This is a genomic window from Gordonia oleivorans (assembly GCF_040044975.1).
In the GTDB taxonomy this organism is placed as follows: Bacteria; Actinomycetota; Actinomycetes; order Mycobacteriales; family Mycobacteriaceae; genus Gordonia; species Gordonia oleivorans.
Genome location: NZ_JBDZDI010000001.1, coordinates 59,105 through 81,879, shown reverse-complemented (window position 1 = coordinate 81,879; position 22,775 = coordinate 59,105). Strand labels below are relative to the sequence as shown.

Sequence of the window (22,775 nt, the reverse complement as noted above, 5' to 3'; positions counted from 1 at the left end):
CACGGCGACCTCACCCGCTGATCGCCGCGGCGATCTGATATCCGATGAAGCCGGTGACCCATGCGAGGGCGAACATGTACCCCCAGGCGATCAGCGGCCACCGCCACGAATTGGTCTCGCGGCGAATGGTTCCCACCGTCGACATGCATTGCAGCGCGTACACGTAGAACAGCAGTAGTGCCACCACCGTCGGCGCGCCGAACAATTTATCGCCCTGGTGCGGACCGCTGGTGTAGGTCATCTGGGACAGCGCCGCACTCGGGTCGTCGGGATCCTCGGCCGCGCCGATCTGTCCCAGCGTCGAGACCGCCACCTCACGGGCCGAGAACGATCCCAGGATGGCGATGTTGATGCGCCAGTCGAAACCGAGGGGAGCGAACACCGGCTCGACGAACTTGCCGACCGAGGCGGCGTAACTGTTCTCCATCACATACGAGCGGGATTCGGCATCACCGATGGCGTCGGCCTCGTCCGGCGTGGAGCCCTGCGCGATTGCGGTGGCCACCGCGTCGGTACGGATCTGCTCGGCCTCCTCGGTGTGCGCGGGCAGTGACAGCAGAACCCACAACACGATGGAGGTGGCGAGGATGATCTTGCCGACCTTCTGCAGGAACATCCGGGTGGAGTCCCACATCATCAGCAGCACCGATTTCACGGTCGGAACGCGGTAGGGCGGCATCTCCATGTAGAAGGGCATCAGGCCGCTGCGCAGCTTTCGGGTGCGCTTGAAGACCGCCGACGCCGCCATCGCGGACAGCGCGCCGAGCAGGTACAGGCCGAACATGACCAGACCCTGGGTGTGCACCGGACCGAACCGCGAATCCGACGGGATGAGCAATCCGGTGAGCAGCACGAAGACCGGCAGCCGGGCCGAGCAGGTCACCAGCGGCGCCGACATCGCGACGGCGATGCGGTCCTTGGACGACGGCAGGGTGCGCGTCGCCATGATGCCGGGGACGGCGCAGGCGAACGAGGAGAGCATCGCGACGAACGCTCGTCCCTCCAGGCCGGCGCGGCTCATCACCCGATCGGTGAGGAATGCCGCGCGCGACATGTACCCGATGTTCTCCATGATCGCGATCAGCAAGAACATCAGCACGATCTGCGGGACGAAGACCAGGACACCGCCGACACCGCCGATCAGTGCCGTCGAGAGGAAATCGGCGAGGATCGGTTGTGTCACATGGTCGGTGACCAACGTGCCCAGCCACCCGAAGAACGTCTCTATCCAGTCCTGGAACGGCGCCGCAACGGTGAACACGACCTGGAAGAACGCGAACATCACGGCCAAAAAGACCAGGGTGCCGAACACCGGATGCAGCAACACCCGGTCGATGCGGTTGGTGCTGCCGGGTTCCCGCGGGGGCCGATAATCGGCGAGGGTCAGGGCCGAATCGGTCCAGTCGGCCAGCAGCGGTCCCGCGTCGGTTGGCGGCGCAACCGCCGGGCGGCTCCACGAGTCCGGGTCACCGAGCATCTTCCGCACCGGCTCGAGGGTGGACTTCCTGGTGCCCACCACGGCGCGGACGGGAACCCCGAGGGCCTCGGACAGGCCGGCCGGGTCGACGTGTCCGCCGCGGCGCTCCATCTCGTCGGTCATGGTCAGGATGATCGCCACCGGGATGTCGAGGTTGAGTGCCTCGGCGACCAGCGTCAGCGACCGTTGCAGGACGGTGGAGTCGACGACGACCATGGCGGCGTCCGGTCGGCGGGCACCGTCGAGCTCGCCGGCGAAGAGATCGGTGACCACCTTCTCATCGGGTGAGATCGGATCGAGACTGTAGGCGCCCGGCAGGTCTTCCAGATTGATGGTCGTGGTCGTCTCGGCGGTCGTCGCGGCGCCGGGGCCGTCGGGGTGGATCTTGTTGGCGGGCAACGGAACCTTGAGCGATCCGACGGATCGGCTCACCGTCACGCCCGGATAGTTGGCGGTCTTGAGCCGCAGGCCGGTGAGGCCGTTGAAGACCGAGGTCTTGCCGGCGTTGGGGCTCCCGATGAGGGCGATGCTCTCCAGCGGCTTGCCGTCGGCATCGACGCCGCCCCCGCTGCGGCCCGTGCCCGGGTCATGGCAATCGCTCATCGGTCCGTCTCGCATTCGATGTAGTCGGCCTCACGAGCGCGCAGGCACATCTGGTAATCCATCACCCGGTACACGCACGGATCACCGAGCGGGGCGCGTCGGATCTTGGCGACGGTGGCACCGGGGACGAATCCGAGGCTGACCATCCGCTTGCGTACGGCGGGGGGACACGAGTCGCTGTAACCGGTCACCGTGGCGAAGTCGTGCAAGGACAACGACGTGAGTGCGATCCTCGGTCGGGCTGGCGTGGACATGAACTGCCTTCCTCTGCAACGGGGGGCGGCATGTAATTGGCCGGCATGCCACACCCATGACACCATGTTAGGTACGGCTGGCCTTGTCCGTGAGGGTCATTGGTCATGACTTCGGCATCGAAGAAGGGCCCTTCGCAACGCGAAGGGCCCTTTTCGCCGTACTCTCGTCCCGGAATCGTTACTTCGGCGCCGCCTTGGACAGTGCGGCGGCGGTCACCTTGGCGGTGATCCACTGATACTTCGACGCGACGATGCGAACCCAGATGTCGAGGAGTTTCGCGTCGGTGCCGACGAGGATGCGCGCCTTGTTCTTCTGCACGCCCTTGATGATGGTGTCGGCCGCGTCCTCCGAGGTGGTGCGGGCCAGGTATCGATCGAAGAAGGCGGCGTTGCTCTGCGCATCGTGGTTACCGGATGCGGTGGCGTTGCGCGCGATCGCCGTCTTGATGCCGCCGGGATGCACACACGACACCTTGACCGGGTGCTTGGCGACGATCATCTCCTGGTTCAGCGACTCGGTGAAGCCGCGTACGGCGAACTTGGCGGCGTTGTAGGCGGCCTGCCCGGGCTCGGAGAGAAGCCCGAACAACGACGAGGTGTTGACGATGTGGCCGTCGCCGGAGGCGATGATGTGCGGCAGGAATGCCTTGGTGCCGTTGACAACCCCCCAGAAGTCGACGTCGACGACGCGCTCGATGTCCTTGAACTCGGTGCGTTCGATCTCGCCGTGGTGGGCGATGCCGGCGTTGTTGAAGATGACGTTGACCGTGCCGTAGTGGGCCACCACGGTCTCGGCGTACTCGAGGACCGATTCGCGTTCGGCGACGTTGAGGATCTGGGTGTGCACCTGCGCCCCGGTCTCGCGGACGAGGCGTTCGGTTTCGGCGAGGCCGTCGGGGTTGAGGTCGGAGATGGCCAGCTTGGCGCCCATGCGGCCGAGTTTGACGGCGAGGTCGCGGCCCATGCCCGATCCGGCTCCGGTGATGACGACGACCTTGTCGTGGAAGTCCTTCATGGTGTCTGCTTTCTCCTGCTGTGGGGTCGGTGTGGACTGCGTGCGCGATATCAGGCGCCGGCGGTGACGGGCGTGGGGTCCACGGTGGTCGCCGCGTCGGCGGCGGTCCTGACGTCGTAGGCGACGACGTCGAATGTCCTTGTCTCCCGCCGGAAATCGAAGGTGAAGCCCGGCCACAGGGTGGTGATGTTGCCGTTGGCGTCCTTGTACCACGACGCGCAGCCGCCGTTGACCCAGACGCTGTTGCGCAGCTTGTGCTGGATGCCGGCGTTATAGCGACGCTGGGCGGCCTCGGTCACGTCGATCCGCACGGCGTCACGGCGCCGGGCGGTGGCGATGTAGTCGGCGAGGTAGTTGAGCTGCGATTCGATCATGTAGACCATCGAGGTGTGGCCGAGGCCGGTGGACGGCCCGATCATCAGCATCATGTTGGGGAACCCGTGGACGAAGGACCCCTTGTATCCCTGCATGCCGATCTCGTCCCACACCTGTGCCAGGCTGCGTCCGTCGGCGCCGATGATGCTGCCGAAGACGGGGGAGTCGGTGACGTGGAAGCCGGTGGCCACCACCAGGATGTCGATGTCACGGGTGGTGCCGTCGGCGGTCACCACACCGGTGGGGGTGATCCGCTCGATGGGATCGGTGACGAGGTCGACGTTGTCGCGGTCGAGTGCCGGGTACCAGGCGTTCGAGCGCAGGATGCGCTTGCAGCCGATCTGGAATTTCGGGGTGGCCTTGGCGCGGAGCTCCGGGTCGCGGATTCCGCGGAAGATGTTCGCGCGGGCCAGGATCTCCACCGGCTTGAGCGCGGCGGGGGAGTAGGTCATGCCGAAGGCGACGAACTCGTTGAAGGCGTAGATGCCGGCCCGGCTCGCGGTCTGGACCGCGGGCAGGTGCTTGAAGGCCCAGTGTTCGACCGGGGTGTAGGGCCGTTCGGTGCGCGGCACGATCCACGGCGCGGTGCGCTGGTAGACGTCGAGCCGGCCGGCCACCTTTGCCAGCTCCGGCACGATCTGGATGGCCGACGCGCCGGTGCCGATCACCGCGACCCGCTTGCCGGTGAAGTCGACGTCGGAATCCCAACGCGCCGAATGCATCACGGTGCCGGCGAAGGATTCGATGCCCTCGATGTCGGGAAGGTTCGGTTCACACAGGGGGCCGACCGCACCGATGAGGTGCCGGGCCTGGTAGGTGTTCTCGACTCCGTCGGTGGTGGTCGAGATCAGCCAGTGCGCGCTGTCCTCGTCCCACGCGGCCCGGGTGACCTCGGTGCCGAAGCGGGCCCGCTCCCGGACGCCGTGGTCATCGGCGACGGAGTTGATGTAGCGATGGATCTCGGGCTGATGCGAGTACGAGCGCGACCAGTCGGGGTTCGGCGCGAAGGAGTAGGAGTACAGGTTCGACGCGACGTCGCACGCGGCGCCCGGGTAGGTGTTGTCGCGCCAGGTGCCGCCGAAGTCGGCACCGCGATCGAGGATCACGTAATCGTCGACGCCCGCGCGGCTGAGGGTGATGGCGGCCCCGAGTCCGGAGAAGCCGGCTCCGACGATCGCGATCTCTACATCATGCGTTGTCATGGTGACCCACCATAGAGGCTTATTGAATACCCGTCAATAGTTATTGAACATGAGTCAGTAGGCTACGATGGCGGCCATGGCCTCGTCGAACCCCGTCCGATCCGGCACTGTCCGATCCGGTGCCCCGGCCGGGGCACGCCGCACCCGGATGAGCCCGCAGGAGCGCCGCGATCAGCTGATCTCCCTCGGCCTGCAGATGGTCTCCGAGCGCCCCCTCGAACAGGTGACGATCGACGCGATCGCCGGCGTGGCCGGGGTGTCGCGGGCACTGCTGTTCCACTACTTCGAATCCAAGCAGGACTTCCATGTGGCCATCGCACGGGCGCAATCGCAGGAGATGCTCGACTGCACCCGCCCCGACGAGTCGCTCGGCGATCCGCTGAGCGTGCTGGCCGGGTCGATGTCGGCGTTCGTCGAGTACGTGAGCACCAACCGCACCGCGTACATGGCCTTCATCCGCGGCTCGGCCAGCGCCGACCCGGCGATGCGGGAGGTGTTCGATCACACCCGATCGGCGATGGCCGACCGGGTGCTCGAGCACGCGCCGGCCCTCGGCGTGGCGCTCACCCCCCTCGTCGAGATGACGGTGCACGGCTGGATCGCGTTCGTCGAGCAGACCACGATCTCGTGGCTGACCGACCCGGTCATCGGCCGCGAGGAACTGCTCGCCGTGATCACCGCGTCACTGCCCGCGCTCGTGGCCGCCTCCGGCACCGTCGTCGATCTCCCCGGCTGACCCGCCCACGACGAGACCGGCCGCGACATCCCCAGGGGGACGTCGCGGCCGGAACCGTCAGATGCGGTGTTCGTGTCAGCCGAAGGCCTCGTCGAGGATCTCCTGCTGTTCCACGGCGTGGACCTTGCTCGATCCGGACGACGGCGCCGACATCGGGCGCCGCGACACCCGACGCAGCCCCTTCAGCAGGTCCGGGAGCAGTTCGGGCAGCCACAATCCGAGGAACGGCCACGGACCCTGGTTGGCGGGCTCCTCCTGGACCCAGAAGAACTCGTCGGCGTTCGGGTAACGCTCGAGGGTCTGCTGCAGGCGGCGATGCGGCACCGGGTACAGCTGTTCGATGCGCACCACGGCGATGTCCTCGCGGTTCTCCTTGTCGCGGCGGGCGGCCAGCTCGTAATAGAGCTTGCCGCTCACCAGCAGCACCCGCTTGACCTTGTTGCGTTCGGCATCGTCGGTTTTGAAGTGCGGATCGTCGATCACCGAACGGAACTTGTCCTCGGTGAAGTCCGACAGTGGCGACACCGCGGCCTTGTTGCGCAGCATCGACTTCGGGGTGAAGACGATCAGAGGGCGGCTGATGCCGTCGAGGACGTGGCGACGCAGCAGATGGAAGTAGCTGGCCGGCGTCGACGGCAGCGCCACCGTCATCGACCCCTCGGCGCACAGCTGCAGGAACCGCTCGATACGACCCGAGGTGTGGTCGGGACCCTGACCCTCATGGCCGTGGGGGAGCAGCAGGACCACGTCGGAACGCTGACCCCACTTCGCCTCGCCGGAGCTGATGAACTCGTCGATCACCGACTGCGCGCCGTTGACGAAGTCACCGAACTGCGCCTCCCACAGCACCAGCGCGTCGGGGTTGCCCACGGAGTAGCCGTATTCGAAGCCGACCACCGCGAACTCGCTCAGCGGTGAGTCGTACACCAGGAAGCGGCCCAGCGAATCGGCGTCACCGTCGATCGGCTGCAGGTGGTTGAGCGGGGTGTACTCCGAGCCGTTGTCCCGGTCGATGAGCACCGAATGCCGCTGGGTGAAGGTGCCGCGTCGGGAGTCCTGACCGGACAGGCGCACGGTACGTCCCTCGACCACCAGCGACCCGAAGGCCAGCAACTCGGCGAAGGCCCAGTCCACGCCACCCTCGGTGGACATCTCGTGACGGCGCTTGAGGACCGGCTTCACGCGCGGATGCGGGGTGAAACCCTCGGGGGTGTTGAAGAACGCGTTGCCGATGTCGGCGAGCACGTCCTTGTCGACCGCGGTCACCAGCTTCTGCGGCAGCGGCTGATCGGCCTCGACCGACTCGCTGGGCTCCGGGGTGAACTTCTCGAGTTCCTTGACCTCGTTGAAGACCCGTTCGAGCTGCCCCTGGTAGTCGCGCAGGGCGTCCTCGGCCTCCTTGGTGGAGATGTCACCGCGGCCGATGAGGGCTTCGGTGTAGGACTTGCGGACACCGCGCTTGGTGTCGATGACGTCGTACATCGCCGGCTGGGTCATCGACGGGTCGTCGCCCTCGTTGTGTCCGCGGCGGCGGAAGCAGACGAGGTCGATGACGACGTCCTTGCGGAAGGCCTCGCGGTAGTCGACGGCCAGCTTGGCCGCCCACACACATGCCTCCGGGTCGTCGCCGTTGACGTGGAAGATCGGCGCGCCGATCATCTTCGCGACGTCGGTGCAGTACTCGGTCGAGCGGGAATGCTCCGGTGCGGTGGTGAAGCCGACCTGGTTGTTGACCACGATGTGCACGGTGCCGCCGGTGCGGTAGCCGGGCAACATGGCCAGGTTCAGGGTCTCGGGCACCACGCCCTGCCCGGCGAAGGCGGCGTCGCCGTGCAGCATCAGCGGCAGGATGGAGAACTGCTGCTCCTCGTCGAGGAGGTCCTGCTTGGCGCGGACGAGACCTTCGAGGACGGGGTCGACGGCCTCGAGGTGGCTCGGGTTGGCGGTCAGCGAGACGTTGATCTCGTTGTCGCCGAACATCTGGTAGTACTTGCCCTCGGCGCCGAGGTGGTACTTCACGTCGCCGGAACCGTGTGCCTGCGACGGATTCAGGTTGCCCTCGAACTCGGTGAAGATCTTCGAGTACGGCTTGCCGACGATGTTGGCGAGCACGTTGAGGCGGCCGCGGTGCGGCATGCCGATGACGACCTCGCCGAGGCCGTGCTCGGCGCTCTGGTCGATGACGCCGTCCATCATCGGGATCACCGACTCGGCGCCCTCGAGCGAGAAGCGCTTCTGACCGACGTACTTGGTCTGCAGGAAGGTCTCGAAGGCCTCGGCGGCGTTGAGCTTGCTCAGGATGTACTTCTGCTCGGCGACCGGCGGCTTGACGTGCTTGATCTCGACACGTTCCTGCACCCATTTCTGCTGCTCGGGTTCGAGGATGTGGGTGTACTCCACGCCGACGTGACGGCAGTAGGCGTCACGCAGGATCGACAGCACATCGCGCAGCTTCATCTTGTCCTGGCCGTGGAAGCCGCCGACGTTGAAGCTGCGGTCGAGATCCCACAGGGTCAGCCCGTAGGTCAGGATGTCGAGGTCGGGATGGCTGGCGCGCGCATCGCTGTCCATCATCAGCGGATCGATGTCGGCCATCAGGTGACCGCGGTTGCGGTAGGCGGCGATCAGCTCGAGGACACGGGTGTTCTTGTCGACGAGCCCGGCGGGGATGTCGCGACGCCAGCGGACCGGCTCGTACGGAATGTGGAACGCGGTGAAGATCTCGTCGTAGAAGGCGTCGTCGAGCAGCAGCTCATGCACCTTGCGCAGGAAGTCGCCGGACTCGGCGCCCTGGATGATGCGGTGATCGTAGGTCGAGGTCAGCGTCATCAGCTTGCCGACGCCGAGCTCGGCGATCTGCTCGTCGCTGGCGCCCTGGAACTCGGCCGGGTATTCCATCGCGCCGGCACCGATGATGGCGCCCTGGCCCTTCATCAGGCGCGGCACCGAATGCACGGTACCGATGGTGCCCGGGTTGGTGAGCGACATGGTCACCCCGGCGAAGTCCTCGGCGCCGAGCTTGCCGTCGCGTGCACGTCGCACGATGTCCTGGTACGCGCCGTAGAACTCCGCGAAGCCCATCGTCTCGCACTTCTTGATGGCGGCGACGACGAGTGTGCGGTTGCCGTCCTTGCCGACGAGGTCGATCGCGAGCCCGAGGTTCGTGTGGGCGGGGGTGACGACGTTGGGCTTGCCGTCGACCTCGGCGAAGTGCCGGTTCATGTTCGGGAACGACTTGATCGCCTGGACGAGGGCGTAGCCGAGGATGTGGGTGAAGCTGATCTTGCCGCCGCGGGTCCGGGCGAGGTGATTGTTGACGACGATGCGGTTGTCGATCATCAGCTTCGCGGGGACGGCACGCACGCTGGTGGCCGTCGGGATCTGCAGCGATGCCGACATGTTCTTGGCGATGGCGGCGGCCGGACCGCGCAACACCTTGGTCTCGTCCTCGGATGTCGACGCGGCGGACGCCGGGGACTTGGCGGTCGACTTGTTCTGGGAACGCGCGGAGCCGTCGCGGCTGGCGACGCTGTGACCGGAGGCGGCCTTGGTCGCGGTGGACTCGCGAGCCGGGGTCTTGCGCGGCGGGGTGGCGCGCGGCGCGGGCCCCTGATCCAGGGTCACCGGTTGCTTCTTGGGGGTGCTGGCCGGGGTCGCGCTCACCGATGCGGTGGACGATGCGGCCGCGGTGGACGAGCTCGGTGCCGACGACGTGGTGGGCTTGCTCTGGGTCGCCGGGCGAGCGGCCGGTGCGCTCGAGCCCTTGGCCGCGGGTGCCGGCTCGCTGCCGTTTGTGCTGCTGCCGTTACCGGACGGTGTGTAGTTCTTGAGAAGGTCGTGCCAACTCGGATCCACCGAGTTCGGGTCCTTCTGGTACTGCTGGTACATTTCCTCGACCAGCCAGGTGTTCTGCCCGAAGTCGGATTCGGATATCGAACTGCTCACAGCGGATTCTCGCCTCAATTCCCTCTGGTGTCGGGTCGCCATCTCACCACGTGGGTCTCTCGTGAAGCCACGTCGCGAACCACCTGCAGATGGTACGCGCCCGCGCCGTCGAACGACGAAGGCAGCCCACTGTCCTCGCCGCCCGTCCGGCCCGGGTTTCGGGCTCCTCGACGATCGGTTCTCGCCGTCGGGCCGGGCGTGCCGCATCCCGAGCATCTCAGCGGGTGAGGTGACGGGCGGGCGGCATACCGTCCACGTCCGTACCGTCGACGTCGGGATCGACACCGGCATCCCAGAACGTGCGGTACCTCCGGCCCAACGCGAGGAGTTGCTCGTGTGTTCCCGCCTCGACGATGCGGCCGTCGTCGACCACCGCGATCCGGTCCGCGCGTGCTGCCGTCGCGAGTCGGTGGGCCACGATCACCGACGTGCGCCGGTGCGTGAGGGCATCGCCCGCGGCGAGCACCATCGCCTCGGTGGCCTGGTCGAGGGTTGCGGTCGCCTCGTCGAGCAGGAGCAGGTCGGGGGAGACGAGTTCGGCGCGTGCGAGGGCGATCAGCTGACGCTGGCCCGACGAGAGGCCCTGACCACGTTCGCCGATGGGGTGATGCATCCCGCCGGACAGCCCCGCGATCATCTCGGCGGCCCCGACGGCGCGCGCGGCGGCGGTGATGTCGGCGCGGTCGGCGTCGGGCCGGCCGTAGGCGATATTGTCCGCGACGGTGCCGGTGAACAGGTGGGGTTCCTGGGGGACGATCCCGATGTGGCTGCGGTAGCCGCGCACGGTGAAGTCCCGGATGTCGGTTCCGTCCATCCGTACCGCACCGGACGTCGGGTCGTAGAACCGGGCGAGGAGCTTGACGATGGTCGACTTACCGGCCCCGGTGCGACCCACCAGAGCCAGCGACGTCCCGGGTGCGATGTCCAGATCGATGTCGGTCAGTGCATCGGTGGATGCCTGTGCGTAGCGGAAGCCGACGGCGTCGAGGCGTGCGTCGCCGTCGAATCCGGCCGGTCCGGGATCGTGGGCGCCCGGGCGTTCGGCCACGGTCGTCGGTGTGCGCAGCAGGTCGGCGATACGCCGCAGGCCCACCGCGGCCTGCTGATAGCCGTCGAACACCTGCGACAGTTGCTGCACCGGACCGAACAGCAGCGAGAGATAGAGGATGAACGCGATCAGCGTGCCGGCCGACAGGGTGCCGCCGGAGATCTGGTGGGCTCCGACCGCGATCGCCGCGGCGGTGGCGAGGTCGCTGATCAGGGTGATGAACGGGAAGTACACCGAGATGGCGCGCTGTGAGGTCATCCGAGCCGAAAACCATTGCGCGGCAAGCCCGGCGAAGCGCCGGGCGGCGACGTCGGTGTTGCGGTAGGAGCGGGTGGTCTTGATGCCGGCGATGTTCTCCTGGAAGTCGGCGTTGACCGCGCTGACGAGTTCGCGTGAGCGGGTGTAGGCGCGGGCGGCGATCCGCCGGAAGATGATCGTCGCCACGATCAGGACCGGGATGGCGGGCAGGACCAGCGCGCCGAGCTGCAGATCGGTCAGCAGGAGCGCCGCGCTGACCCCGAGCAGGGTCAGGACCGCGACGATGGCGGTGGACAGGCCCGTCTGCAGGAAGGTCGAGAGGGCATCGACGTCGGTGGTCATCCGCGTCATGATGCGGCCGGACAGTTCGCGTTCGTAGTAGTCGAGCCCGAGGCGCTGCAGATGTGCGTAGCTGCGTACCCGCAGGCCCAAGAGCACCCGCTCACCCGCGCGGGTCGAATACAAGGTCATCGCGGCCGAGGCGACCCATCCCACTCCGACCGTGGCCACACCGATCCCGGTGGCGATGAACAGTGTCGGTTCATCGGTGCGGGTGGCGGCATCGATCACAGCGCGGGCCAGCGACGGGAAGATCAGCCCGGTGAGCGTGTCCACGGCGATCGCGGCGATCGCGATGGCCATCAGCCAGCGGACCGGCCTGACGATCTGCCACAGGGAGAACTGCCGATTCTCGGCGCGCGCCGCGGCGATGTCGACGTGCGGGTCCTCGTCGGCCGGTGGGAGCGCCGCGACGGCGTCGAGCAAGGCGGGTGTGGCCGGCATCGAGCCCAGTGCCCCGGCGATGCCGCCGCCGCGTCCGCCCCGGCCGCCGACGCCACCGGGCGGTCCGGCCGGCTCGGGCGTCGCGCGTCGGAGTCGTTCCTGTGCGGCGGGCGCGCCCGTGGGCCACAGTCGTGCGTCGAGGTCGTCGGTGGTTTCAGGCGTAGTGGGTTGGGGTGTAATGGGTTGTGGTGCAACGTTTTTCGGTGTCCCCGGAGCGGGGTGCGCGGGTGACACCACCGGCGACATCAACGCCCGGAACATCTCGCTGCGGGCGTCGAGTTCGGCCACGGTACCGACATCGACGATGCGTCCGCCGTCGAGCACGGCGACCCGATCGGCGAGCATCAGGGTCGAGCGTCGGTGCGCGAGGACCAGCATCGTCGGGCTCTGGGTGCGCAGCCGGTGCAGAATGCCCGCCTCGGTGGACGCGTCGACTGCGGATGTGGCGTCGTCGAGGACGAGGATGCGGGGACGTGCATACAGGGCGCGGGCCAGCGCCACGCGTTGACGTTGTCCGCCGGACAGCGTCAGTCCCCGCTCGCCGACGACGGTGTCGAAGCCGTCCGGGAGGGCCTCGATGAACTCGAGGGCGTCGGCGGACCGCGCGGCCTCGACGAGGCGAGGGGCGGGATGCTCACCCACCGGGCGGCGTTCGCCGAGGGTGATGTTGGTGGCGATGGTGTCGGAGTAGAGGAACGGTTCGTCGAAGACCACGGCCACCCCCGCATGCAGCGAATCACTCGACAGATCGCCGATCGGGGTGCGGACCTGCCCGCCGGGCCCCGACAGGGCATCGATCGTTCCGTGGTCGGGGCGCACGTGGCGGCTCGCCAGGTCGGCGAGGGTGGACTTGCCCGAGCCGGGTGGCCCGACGACGGCGACGCATTCGCCGGGGCCGATCCGCAGGTCGATGCCGTCGAGCACGTGCTCCCCGTCGTAGGAGAAATCGACTCCGCGCAGCTCCAGGCCCAGCGGGCCGTCGGGGAGTGTCTCGGTGTTGGCCTCGTCCGGGTCGGTGGGCGCGTCGATCACGTCGTAGACCCGCTCGACCGCGGCGCGGGCCAGTTGTCCGCTGACGACCAGGTTGGTCAGCAGGCGGGCCAGTGCGGTCATCGATGCGACGTAGGTGGCGAACGCGAGAAAGGTGCCCGGGGTGATGGTGTTGTCCAGCGTGAGGTAACCGCCGACGGCGATGACGGCGACCATGCCCAGCTGCGGGATGGCCGCCATCGTCGGGGCGAAGCGCGCGTTGATCTTTCCCGCCCGCAGCCGCTTGCCGTAGAGATCGCGGCCGAGATCGACGAGTTCGTCGACCGCCCGGGTCTCCTGGCCGAATCCCTTGACGACGCGGACGCCGGTGACGGTCTCCTCGACGTGCTGGGCGACATCGGCGGCGGCCTGCTGCGCCGACCAGGTCGCGGCGAAGAGCCGGCGTCGGGTGGTGACGACGACGATCGCGACGAGCGGGACGATGGCCAACGCGATCAGCGTGAGCAGTGGCGAGAGGTAGAACATGATGGCCAGCGCCAGGACCACCTGGACGGCGGCACCCACCGACAGCGGCACCATCGCCAGCAGGCCCTGCACGATCTGCAGATCCGAGATCGAGCGGGAGACCACCTGGCCGGTGCGGATGTGGGCCTGGGTGGCGCCGTCGAGGTGCAACAGGGTGTCCAGCAGGCGTAGTCGCAGGGTGTTCTGGACGGTGATCGAGAGTCGGCCGGCGGTCAGCCGTCGGCCCATCTGGCAGAGGTAGCGCACCACGGCCAGCGCCAGCAGCAATCCGACGATGAGCGGCACCGTCAGCGACTCCAGGCCACGCCCGGTTGCTGCGCCGGTCGCCAGATCCAGGGCCGCCTTGGACAGCAGCGGCACGACGAGATCGACGGCGACGGCGATGAAGGTCACCGACAACGTGATGGCCACGAGTCGACGGTGCGCGAGGCATTCCGCGGTCAGGCGACGCAGCCAGCCGGCGTCGGCGCGCGGCGATCCGGTGGCGGGTCCGGGATCGTGCGAGGGGGCGGTCTCGGTGGTGGTGCCGAGCGTCACTTCTCGCCGGCCGGGAGCCACGGGTTGATGATCACGGCACCGTCGACGGTGGTGGAGTCGATGGTCCAGTGCGCCGGCGGCGGACCGAACGCCTCGCGTGAACTCGCGATCACCCGCTTGCCGAGGGCACGGTTGCCCGCGCCGCCGATGACGGCGCCGATCCCGGCGGGCAGGATGCGACCGACGATGAGCGGTGCGCGTTTGAGTGCGTACTTCTTGGCCACCCGGTTGACCAGCGTCTTGTTGAGTTTGGCGAAGGCGCCGTTGGGTGCCGACGCGCGACCGAGGCGGCGCAGCGCGCCGCCCTGGGTGCCGACCACCCGGCCGAGCCGGGCGAGGCCTTCCTCGCCGAGGGCGACGGTGAGCACCAACGTCTTCCGGCGTTCGGTCTCGTGGATGCCGATCCCGTGGACCTCGGCGATCGCGAGCGCGAGCAGGGCCGAGGCCTCGAGGAACAACGCCGTCTCACCGGTCACCGCCCCGAGCGCTGTCACGGTGCCGACGCCGGGAATCGCGGCGGTGGCGCCGACCGCGCTGCCCGAGGAGGTCACGGCGTTGAGATAGCGCTTCTCCAGCCGCGTGATGATCTGCGCGGGGGAGTCATTCGGGTACTTCTCACGCAGCCCGAGGACATACTTCGCGACAGCGGGGGCCTGCAGTCGCTGTGCCTTGTCGATCAGGTTGCCGGTGACCTGGGCGGTACGTCCGGCCGCCGGTCCCGTGGGTGTCGGTGCGGCAGCCTCGGACCGCTTCTTGCCGATCATGCGACGGGCACCCCGTGCTCGGCGGGAACCACCTCGGCCCGGCGCGGTGGTGGTGGCGGGGTGCCGTCGCCGAACGGGCGTCCGCCGAGTTCCTCGCGGTGATGTGGGGTCAGCCAGTTACGCAGGTCGGGTCCCGCCGGCACGATGCCGGTCGGGTTGATGTCGCGGTGCACGAGGTAATAATGCTGCTTGATCTGGGTGAAGTCGGTGGTGTCACCGAATCCGGGGGTCTGGAACAGGTCCCGGGCGTAGGCCCACAGCACCGGCATCTCCGCGAGTTTGGTGCGGTTGCATTTGAAGTGGCCGTGATAGACCGCGTCGAAGCGGGCGAGGGTGGTGAACAGCCGCACGTCGGCCTCGGTGATGGTGTCCCCGACGAGATACCGCTGTCCCGACAGTCGTTCGGAGAGTTCGTCGAGTTTGGTGAACAGCCGGTCGTAGGCCTTGTCGTAGGAGTCCTGGCTGCCGGCGAAGCCGCAGCGGTAGACACCGTTGTTGACCTCGGTGTAGACGCCCTTGTTGACCGTGTCGATCTCGTCGCGCAGGTGCTCGGGATAGAGCTGCGGGGCGCCGTCACGATGGAAGTCGGTCCATTCCAGCTCGAAGTCGATGGTGATCTGCGGGAAGTCGTTGGTGACGACCTCGCCGGTCGGGATGTCGACGACCGCGGGGACGGTGATGCCCTTCGGGTAGCCGGGGAAACGCTTCTCGTAGGCGTCTTTCAGACGCGGGATGCCCAACACCGGGTCGAGGCCGCCGGGATCGAGGTCGAAAGTCCACGAGTCGGCGTCGTGGGTGGGCCCGCACAGGCCGAGTGAGATCGCGTCCTCGAGGCCGAGGAGCCGTCGCACGATCAGCGTGCGGTTGGCCCACGGGCAGGCGCGGGCGGCGACGAGACGGTAGCGCCCGGCTTCGACGGGGTAGCCGTCGCGTCCGTCGCGGGTGATGCGCGTCTCGATGTACTTGGTGTCGCGGACGAACTCCTGGCCGCCGGTGACGTATGTTCCCTGCTTGCCGCTTCCCGAGGTGGTGTCGGTGCTCATGGCACCACAGTAGTGAACCGTTCGGGGTCTTGGTTCTGATCACTCCGGAATGTATATTCCAACCGGAATATTTGGTTCGGGCGAAGGGTCGGGTCGTGTCGGGACGTCAGCAGGGCAGCACAACGCCACCGACGCTGTCGTCCATGGCGGTCCTTGTTCTCGGTCTCCTGGCCGAGAAGCCGATGCACCCGTACGAGATGGTGCAGACCACGATCTGCCGTCGCGAGGACCGGCTGGTGAAGTTCCGTCCCGGGACGCTCTATCACGCGGTCGACCGGTTGGCCGCGGACGAGTTGATCACGGTGCACGAGGTGCGACGGGAGGGCAACCGGCCGGAACGGACGGTCTATACGATCACCGATGCCGGACGGGCCGCACTCGAGGCCAACCTGGAGGAGATCCTGGGCCGCCATCCCGCCGAGTACCCCGAGCTCTACCTGGCGCTCGCCGAGGCCCACGGACTGCCGCGAAGGCGCGTCATCGACCTGTTGACCGCCCGGCTGGAGGCGATGCGCGCCGACCTCCTCGACATCACCACGGCAACCGATGAGGCCCATGCCAAGGGCACCCCCGAGATGTTCGTCCTGGACGCCGGTTGCCGCATCGCCACGATGCGAGCCCAGATCGATTGGCTCGCCGAGCTTCTCGACCGGCTGCGGGACGGCCGGATCGATTGGCTCGACGACCCCGGATTCACCTACCCGGCCGCGGCGCCGGGTGCGCCGTCCACCGCAGCGAAGTCCACCGCAGCGAAGTCCACCGCAGCGACGTCCACCACAGAGAAAGAGTCCACCCGATGAGTACACCCACGACCCCGACGGCGGTGACCACCCGACCGTGGCTCGCCTTGATGGCGTTGTGCGTCGGCTTCTTCATGATCCTCGTGGACATGACGATCGTCGCCGTCGCGCAACCGCAGATCCAGGTCGCCCTCGACACCGATGTCAATGGGATCGTCTGGGTCACCAGCGCGTACCTGCTCACCTATGCGGTGCCGTTGCTCGTCACCGGGCGTCTCGGCGACAAGTTCGGCCCCAAACTCGTCTATCAGGCGGGTCTGGTGGTCTTCACCATCGCGAGCGTCTGGTGTGGTTTCGCCGGTTCGATCGGTGAGCTGATCGCGGCGCGGGCCCTGCAGGGTATCGGCGCCGCGCTGATCACCCCGCAGACGATGGCCCTGATCACCCGGATCTTCCCGCCGGAGAAGCGCGGCGCGGCGATGGGCGTCTGGGGCACCGTCGCCGGTGTGGCCACCCTGGTCGGTCCGCTGCTCGGCGGCATCCTCACCGACAGCTTCGGCTGGGAGTGGATCTTCTTCGTCAATCTGCCGGTCGGTATCGCGGGCCTGATCCTCGCCGCCACCCTGGTCCCGTCAGTGGAGACCCACGATCACAGCTTCGACTGGATCGGCGTGGTGCTCTCCGGAGTCGGCTTGTCCGCCTTGGTCTTCGGTATCCAGGACGGCGAGAAGTACGAGTGGGCCGGCTGGATCTGGGCGTTGATCGTCGGCGGGCTGGTCATGCTCGCCCTCTTCATCTACTGGCAGTCGCGCATCAAGACCGAACCGCTGGTGCCGCTGTCGCTGTTCGCCGACCGCAACTTCTCGCTGTCCAACATCGGTATCGCCTCGATGGGTTTCGCGATCTCCGGGCTGATGATCCCGATGATGTTCTTCCTGCAGCTCGTCGGGGGGATGTCGCCGACCCGGGCGGCGGTGATGATGGTGCCGATGGCCGTGCTCACCGGAATCCTGGCGCCCATCGTCGGGCGGATCCTGGATCGGGTGCATCCCAGCGTCATCATCTCCTCGGCACTGTTGCTGCAGGCCATCGCCGTCGGTTGGGCGGGCATGATCGCCCGCCCGGCCACCCCGGTGTGGGAGTTGGTCATCCCGCTGGCGCTGATGGGTATCGCCTCCGCCGGAATCTGGGCGCCGCTGGCCGCCACCGCGACACGGAACCTGCCGTGGCAGCAGGCCGGGGCCGGTGCCGGGGTGTACAACACCACCCGGATGATCGGTTCGGTCATCGGATCGGCCGCCGTCGGCGCGATCATGCAGACCAGGCTGGCGGCGGAGTTGCCCGGCGTGGACACCAGCGAGCATTCCGACGCGGTCTCCCAGCTCCCGGCGATGATCCGTGAGCCGTTCGCCACCGCGATGGGCCAATCGCTCTACCTGCCCGCCGGTGTGTTGCTGATCGGCGTGATCGCGACCCTGTTCCTCAAGCGTCCCGGCCATCAGGCCGTCGGCGCGACGCAGCGCGCGGCCGTCGCCAAGGGCGAGGTGGAGAGCGCCGGCGCGGCCTGAATCCACAGGTGAACCGCGGGATCGGCGGGGCGCGGGCGGGTGGCGGTGACGCCACGCACCCGCGCCCTCCCCGTTTCTGTCGGTGGGCGATCGTACGGTGTTGGACATGCGAATCCTGCACACCTCCGACTGGCATCTCGGCCGTACCTTCCACGGCGTCGAGTTGCTCGCCGACCAGCGCCGCGCGCTGGCCGATCTCGCCGCCGTCGTGGCGGACGAGTCGGTGGACGTGGTGGTGGTCGCCGGTGACGTGTACGACCGGTCGGTGCCCTCGGCAGACGCGGTGGCCGTCTATGACGAAGGGCTGGGACTGATCTCGGCGGCCGGCGCGCAGATCGTGGTGACCTCGGGCAACCACGATTCGCCGACCCGTCTCGGCGCGGGGTCGTCGTTCGCCGCCGCCGGCGGATTGCACCTGCGGACCACGATCGCCGCGATCACCGAGCCGGTGATCATCGACGACGAGCACGGCCCGGTGGCCTTCTACGGCATCCCCTATCTCGAACCCGACACCTCGCGAGCCGAACTCGGTGTCGCCGACGCCCGCTCCCATCAGCAGGTACTCGACGCCGCGATGGGCCGTATCCGCGCCGACGTCGCCGATCGGGGTATGCGGTCGGTGGTCGCCGCACACGCCTTCGTCGTCGGCGGCGCCGCGACCGGGTCGGAACGGTCGATCAGCGTCGGCGGGGTGGAAACGGTTGCCGTGCAGACCTTCTCCGGGGCCGACTACGTTGCACTCGGACACCTGCACTCGCCGCAGACGCTGACGCCGGCGGTCCGCTACAGCGGTTCGCCGTTGGCGTACTCGTTCGGTGAGCGCACCCACCGCAAGGCGGTGTGGATCGTCGACCTCGACGCCGACGGACTCACCGAGGTGCGTGCCCACGAGCTCCCGATCGTCCGCGGATTGAGTTCGGTGCGTGGCACTCTCGACGACCTGCTGGCCGACGAGTCGTTGGCCGACGCGGAGGATCACTACGTGGAGGCCACCCTGACCGACGCCCTGCGCCCGGTCGACGCCATGCGCCGGCTGCGGGAGCGTTTCCCGTATGCGGTGCACGTGAGCTGGGACCGGCCACACAGTGGCGACGGTGTCGATTACCGGTCGCGGGTGCACGGACGCTCCGATGCCGACATCGTCACCTCCTTCGTCACCGACGTGCGGGATGCGCCGAGCGCGGGGGAACGCAGGATCATCGAGCGTGCGCTCAGAGTCGTTGTCGGCGAACCGGAATCGGAGATCACCGGCGACGGTGAGTGGGCATTGTTCGCGCTGCCCGAGGTGGCGGAGTCGGCATGAGAATTCATCATCTGCGGATGCGTGCCTTCGGTCCGTTCGCCGACGACACGGTCATCGACGTCGACGCCCTCGCGGCCGACGGACTGTTTCTGCTGCACGGCCAGACTGGCGCCGGGAAGTCCACCATTCTCGACGCGGTGGCCTTCGCGCTCTTCGGCCGGGTGCCCGGTGCCCGCAACGACGCCAAGCGGTTGCACTCCGATCACGCCGCGCCCGACGTGGTCCCGGAGGTGGAACTCGAGGCGACCATCGGTGGGCGGCGCCTGCGGATCATCCGCTCACCGGAGTTCCATCGGCCGAAGAAGACCGGCGAGGGCACCCGCAAGATCAACGCCCGGGCGTCGCTGGTCTGGGTGGACGGCTCCGGTCCCGCCTTGACCCGCATCCCCGACATCGGTGATGCGGTGATCGGGGTGCTGGGTATGAGCGCCGAGCAGTTCTTCCAGGTGGTGCTGCTGCCGCAGGGTGATTTCGCCCGGTTCCTGCGCGCCAACCCGGATGAACGGGAGTCGTTGCTGGAGCGCGTCTTCGACACGGCGCGCTTCGGTGACCTCGAGGAGTGGCTGCGTGAGCGGGCGCGGGAGAGCGAGGCCGATCTGGGCGAGCGCACCGCGGCGCTGGACCGGCTGGCCGGACAGATCGTCGCGGTCGGCGGCGGTGACGCGCCGGCCGAACCCGATGACGAGTGGGCGCAGGCATGCCGTGACGCTGCCGCGCAGGACGATTCGCGGTCCGCCGCGGTGCTGACCTCGGCGCAGGCGGCGGCCGATCAGGCGCGGGCGGCGTACGACGCCGGTGTCCGCGTCGCCGACCTGCGGCGCCGCGGGGGCGAGGCCCGGTCCCAACTCGGGCAACTGGTCCGGGGTGAGGCCGAATTCGCCGCTGCCACCACGGCATTGGCCGCCGCGCGCCGCGCCGCGCCGCTGGGTCCGATCGCCGATGATCTCGATCGTGCGATCACCATACGGCGCCAGGCCGATCGGGGAGTCGACCGCGCCGCCGGCCGCTTCGTCGAACTCGACGAGGCCGAAGCCTGGTGTGCCGGGCGTGAGGCGAACTCTATCGACCCCGACGCCCTCGAGCAGGCCATCGGCCGGTGGACCACCGAATCGGGACGCTGGCAACCGCTGGCGCGCCGAATCGACGAGCGGCCTGCCCTGATCGCCGACATCGACGCCGTGGACACGCGGATCACACAGTGCGGCAAGCGTATGGGGGAACTGTCGGAGCTGGTGGAGCGTGCCCCGGAGCGGCGTCGACTGGCCGCGGAGTCGCTGACCGCCGCCACCCAGATGCGGGTGCAGGTGCCCGGCCTGCGCACCGAGCACGAACGCCTGACGAAACTGGTTGTGGCGTGGGAGGAACGCGAGAAGCAGCGCGCGTCCGCCCGGGCGGCCGAGCGGAAACTCCTCGACGCGCGGGAGAAGCAGGTGAGCGCGGCCGAGCACCTCGTCGACCTGCGTCGGCGTCGTCTCGACGGGATGGCGGCCGAACTCGCCGCCCAACTCGTCGACGGTCAACCCTGCATGGTGTGTGGGTCCGCCGATCATCCCGAACCGACGGTGGCCACCGACGGCACGTCGGTCTCGGACGCCGATGAGGCGGACGCACGTGCCGCCGAACAGGATGCGGCCACGCATCGGGACGCCGCGCAGGCGCGTCATGCGGCGATCGCGCAACGTCTCGCCGTCCTCGACGACACCCTCGGTGAGATGTCCCGGGAGCAGATCGACGACGACCTCGCCCGCAGCGCCGCCGCACTCGCCGATGCCGATCGTGCCGTCGCACGCATTCCCGGGTTGGAGCAGGCCCTCGGCGCGATCGACGCCGAGACCGACGCGTGGCGGCGGGAACTGGGGGAGTGCGAGTCGATCCGTTCGGCCGACCGGCAGAAGGCGATGTCGCTGCGTGAGACCCTGACGGCGCTGGACGCCGAGATCCTTGAGGCCACGGGTGGGCGCGGTGGGATCACCGAACGATTGGCCGAACTGGGTGAGCTGATCCGCCGGGCCGCCTCGCTGCGCGATGCGCGACGCGCCGGCCTCGACGCCGCGGGCCGCCACGATGACATCGCCCAACGACTGGGGGAGCGCTGCGTCGCAGCGGGATTCGACGACGCCGCGGCCATGCGTGCCGCACTCGCGACCGACGATCAGATCACCGCGTGGGAGGCGCTGCTGACCCGTGCGGGCGCACTGCGGGCCGCCGCCGAGGCCACCCTCGCCGAACCCGATGTCGCCGCCGCGCTCACCGCCGATCCGGTCGACGTCGACGCCCTCACCGCGGATCTGCGGGTGGCGGAGGAGGTCCGGGTGGCCGCCGCGCGGGAGCATGCCGTCGCCGCCCGGCGCCACGCGGTTCTGAAAGAGTATGTGGCACAGTTCTGGTCGGCCGCCGATGGTCTCGCACCGTTGCGTGAACGCCACGAGGAGCTGCGCGGCCTGGCCGAACTCGTCGCCGGTCGCGGACAGAACTCGCGCCGGATGGCGTTGCGCTCGTATGTCCTGGCCGCGCGCCTCGAGGAGGTGCTGGTCGCGGCCTCGGCGCGGTTACGTCAGATGTCTTCGGGGCGTTACGAATTCGCCCACAGCGATGCCGCCGGTCCGCGCGGTCGCCGCGGCGGTCTCGGTATCGAGGTGCGCGACGAGTACACCGGCGCGGTCCGGGCGACGACGACGCTGTCCGGCGGTGAGACCTTCTTCGCCTCACTCGCACTCGCACTCGGCCTCGCCGACGTGGTCTCCGCCGAGGCCGGTGGCCGGGTACTGGACACCCTGTTCATCGACGAGGGATTCGGCACCCTCGACCCCGAGGCCCTCGATCTCGTCATGGGCGTGCTCGACGAGTTGCGTTCGGGCGGACGCGTCGTCGGGGTGGTGTCCCACGTCGAGGAACTGCGGGCCCGTATCCCGGCCCAGCTGCACGTGATCCGCGGGGAGAACGGGTCGCGTGTGCGCATGGAGGGTATGGCCGTGCCCGCGGTGGGCGGTTGACCGGCCGGTCGTCAGTCCGACGTCGTGGGGTGACCACCAACCGGTAGGCCGGCGAGCAGCCACTCCAGGAAGATCTCGTAAGACGGTGCCGGGGAGCCGAATTCGAGGTCGCGTTCCAGCGCACCGAGCCAGCCCACGATGCCGACGGCAAAGATGTAGGCGCTGTGCTGCGCCGACTCGGGGGCGGCGCCGGCCGCCCGGAACCCGGCGATGATGGCCTCCCTCAGGTCATTCATGACCTCGGGCCGATGGTCGTGGGGGCCCGCGGTGCGGGAGGCGAAACCGGGTACGGCCAGGAACTCGTCGTGCATTGCCACGGCGATACCGCGCAGCCACGGTTCCCACGTGTCGGCGGTGGGGGAGTCGGTGGGTAGGACCCGTTCGATCACGGTGCGGCTGATCAGCGCGATCAACTCGTCGGTTCCGCCGACCCACCGATAGAGCGCGGAGTGACTCACGCCCAGTGCCTGAGCCAGGGTTCGCAGCGACATGGTGCGGATGTCGTGGCGCATCGCCTCGGCCACGATCATCTCCTGGCTGAGCTGAGGCGGGCGTCCCCGGGTGCCCGAGCCGGCCGACGATGTGGTGCGAGGTGCGGTTCTCACTCACCCAGGCT

The 22,775-nt window shown here is 68.4% G+C and carries 14 protein-coding genes; 5 read left to right on the top strand and 9 right to left on the bottom strand.

Features of this window, described 5'->3' with window-relative positions:
- Nucleotides 1–10: 10 nt before the first annotated feature.
- From feoB to ABLE92_RS00300, 4 genes are all read right to left on the bottom strand, one after another.
- A complete protein-coding gene (feoB, locus tag ABLE92_RS00315; RefSeq protein WP_348802502.1) occupies nucleotides 11–2,080 on the bottom strand; it encodes a ferrous iron transporter B in 2,070 nt (689 codons plus the stop codon).
- Nucleotides 2,077–2,334: a FeoA family protein gene (locus ABLE92_RS00310; protein WP_348802501.1), complete on the bottom strand. Its 258-nt coding sequence runs from the start codon at nucleotides 2,332–2,334 to the stop codon at nucleotides 2,077–2,079. Before ABLE92_RS00310 ends, feoB begins: the two co-directional genes overlap by 4 nt.
- 178 nt (nucleotides 2,335–2,512) lie before the next feature.
- Entirely contained in the window at nucleotides 2,513–3,349 is an 837-nt protein-coding gene (locus ABLE92_RS00305) for an SDR family NAD(P)-dependent oxidoreductase (RefSeq protein ID WP_348802500.1), read from the bottom strand.
- A gap of 50 nt (nucleotides 3,350–3,399) precedes the next feature.
- A complete protein-coding gene (locus ABLE92_RS00300; protein ID WP_348802499.1) occupies nucleotides 3,400–4,926 on the bottom strand; it encodes a flavin-containing monooxygenase in 1,527 nt (508 codons plus the stop codon).
- Nucleotides 4,927–5,074: 148 nt separating this feature from the next.
- Between ABLE92_RS00300 and ABLE92_RS00295 the strand changes: the two genes are divergently transcribed.
- Nucleotides 5,075–5,662, top strand: coding sequence for a TetR/AcrR family transcriptional regulator (locus tag ABLE92_RS00295; protein WP_348803179.1), 588 nt, complete (start codon nucleotides 5,075–5,077; stop codon nucleotides 5,660–5,662).
- Nucleotides 5,663–5,737: 75 nt separating this feature from the next.
- Here the strand turns inward: ABLE92_RS00295 and ABLE92_RS00290 are convergent, their stop codons facing one another.
- The 4 genes from ABLE92_RS00290 to ABLE92_RS00275 form a co-directional block, all read right to left on the bottom strand.
- A complete protein-coding gene (locus ABLE92_RS00290; RefSeq protein WP_348802497.1) occupies nucleotides 5,738–9,607 on the bottom strand; it encodes a multifunctional oxoglutarate decarboxylase/oxoglutarate dehydrogenase thiamine pyrophosphate-binding subunit/dihydrolipoyllysine-residue succinyltransferase subunit in 3,870 nt (1,289 codons plus the stop codon).
- 217 nt (nucleotides 9,608–9,824) lie between these two features.
- Nucleotides 9,825–13,748, bottom strand: a complete 3,924-nt coding sequence (locus ABLE92_RS00285; RefSeq protein WP_496560758.1) for an ABC transporter ATP-binding protein — start codon at nucleotides 13,746–13,748, stop codon at nucleotides 9,825–9,827.
- Nucleotides 13,745–14,512 carry a hypothetical protein gene (locus ABLE92_RS00280; RefSeq protein WP_348802496.1) on the bottom strand — a complete coding sequence of 256 codons (768 nt, stop codon included), beginning with the start codon at nucleotides 14,510–14,512 and terminating at the stop codon, nucleotides 13,745–13,747. The genes ABLE92_RS00285 and ABLE92_RS00280 overlap by 4 nt, the downstream gene beginning before the upstream one ends.
- Nucleotides 14,509–15,555: a glutathione S-transferase family protein gene (locus tag ABLE92_RS00275; RefSeq protein ID WP_348802495.1), complete on the bottom strand. Its 1,047-nt coding sequence runs from the start codon at nucleotides 15,553–15,555 to the stop codon at nucleotides 14,509–14,511. Before ABLE92_RS00275 ends, ABLE92_RS00280 begins: the two co-directional genes overlap by 4 nt.
- Nucleotides 15,556–15,698: 143 nt before the next feature.
- On the opposite strand from ABLE92_RS00275, the gene ABLE92_RS00270 reads away from it, so the two are divergent.
- The 4 genes from ABLE92_RS00270 (at nucleotide 15,699) to ABLE92_RS00255 (ending at nucleotide 22,159) form a co-directional block, all read left to right on the top strand.
- Complete coding sequence (locus ABLE92_RS00270) at nucleotides 15,699–16,355, top strand: PadR family transcriptional regulator (RefSeq protein WP_348802494.1); 657 nt, start codon at nucleotides 15,699–15,701, stop codon at nucleotides 16,353–16,355.
- Nucleotides 16,352–17,863, top strand: coding sequence for an MFS transporter (locus tag ABLE92_RS00265; RefSeq protein ID WP_348802493.1), 1,512 nt, complete (start codon nucleotides 16,352–16,354; stop codon nucleotides 17,861–17,863). Before ABLE92_RS00270 ends, ABLE92_RS00265 begins: the two co-directional genes overlap by 4 nt.
- 106 nt (nucleotides 17,864–17,969) lie before the next feature.
- Nucleotides 17,970–19,166 carry an exonuclease SbcCD subunit D gene (locus ABLE92_RS00260; protein ID WP_348802492.1) on the top strand — a complete coding sequence of 399 codons (1,197 nt, stop codon included), beginning with the start codon at nucleotides 17,970–17,972 and terminating at the stop codon, nucleotides 19,164–19,166.
- Nucleotides 19,163–22,159: an AAA family ATPase gene (locus tag ABLE92_RS00255; RefSeq protein ID WP_348802490.1), complete on the top strand. Its 2,997-nt coding sequence runs from the start codon at nucleotides 19,163–19,165 to the stop codon at nucleotides 22,157–22,159. Before ABLE92_RS00260 ends, ABLE92_RS00255 begins: the two co-directional genes overlap by 4 nt.
- An 11-nt stretch (nucleotides 22,160–22,170) precedes the next feature.
- Here the strand turns inward: ABLE92_RS00255 and ABLE92_RS00250 are convergent, their stop codons facing one another.
- On the bottom strand, nucleotides 22,171–22,764 hold the full coding sequence (locus tag ABLE92_RS00250; RefSeq protein ID WP_348802489.1) for a TetR/AcrR family transcriptional regulator: 594 nt from the start codon (nucleotides 22,762–22,764) through the stop codon (nucleotides 22,171–22,173).
- Nucleotides 22,765–22,775: the final 11 nt, after the last annotated feature.

What these genes read in the sequence shown, in the direction of transcription:
- feoB (WP_348802502.1), bottom strand. Translation starts at nt 2,080, where the DNA reads ATGAGCGATTGCCATGACCCGGGCACGGGCCGCAGCGGGGGCGGCGTC.
- ABLE92_RS00310 (WP_348802501.1), bottom strand. Translation starts at nt 2,334, where the DNA reads ATGTCCACGCCAGCCCGACCGAGGATCGCACTCACGTCGTTGTCCTTG.
- ABLE92_RS00305 (WP_348802500.1), bottom strand. Translation starts at nt 3,349, where the DNA reads ATGAAGGACTTCCACGACAAGGTCGTCGTCATCACCGGAGCCGGATCG.
- ABLE92_RS00300 (WP_348802499.1), bottom strand. Translation starts at nt 4,926, where the DNA reads ATGACAACGCATGATGTAGAGATCGCGATCGTCGGAGCCGGCTTCTCC.
- ABLE92_RS00295 (WP_348803179.1), top strand. Translation starts at nt 5,075, where the DNA reads ATGAGCCCGCAGGAGCGCCGCGATCAGCTGATCTCCCTCGGCCTGCAG.
- ABLE92_RS00280 (WP_348802496.1), bottom strand. Translation starts at nt 14,512, where the DNA reads ATGATCGGCAAGAAGCGGTCCGAGGCTGCCGCACCGACACCCACGGGA.
- ABLE92_RS00275 (WP_348802495.1), bottom strand. Translation starts at nt 15,555, where the DNA reads ATGAGCACCGACACCACCTCGGGAAGCGGCAAGCAGGGAACATACGTC.
- ABLE92_RS00270 (WP_348802494.1), top strand. Translation starts at nt 15,699, where the DNA reads ATGGCGGTCCTTGTTCTCGGTCTCCTGGCCGAGAAGCCGATGCACCCG.
- ABLE92_RS00265 (WP_348802493.1), top strand. Translation starts at nt 16,352, where the DNA reads ATGAGTACACCCACGACCCCGACGGCGGTGACCACCCGACCGTGGCTC.
- ABLE92_RS00260 (WP_348802492.1), top strand. Translation starts at nt 17,970, where the DNA reads ATGCGAATCCTGCACACCTCCGACTGGCATCTCGGCCGTACCTTCCAC.
- ABLE92_RS00255 (WP_348802490.1), top strand. Translation starts at nt 19,163, where the DNA reads ATGAGAATTCATCATCTGCGGATGCGTGCCTTCGGTCCGTTCGCCGAC.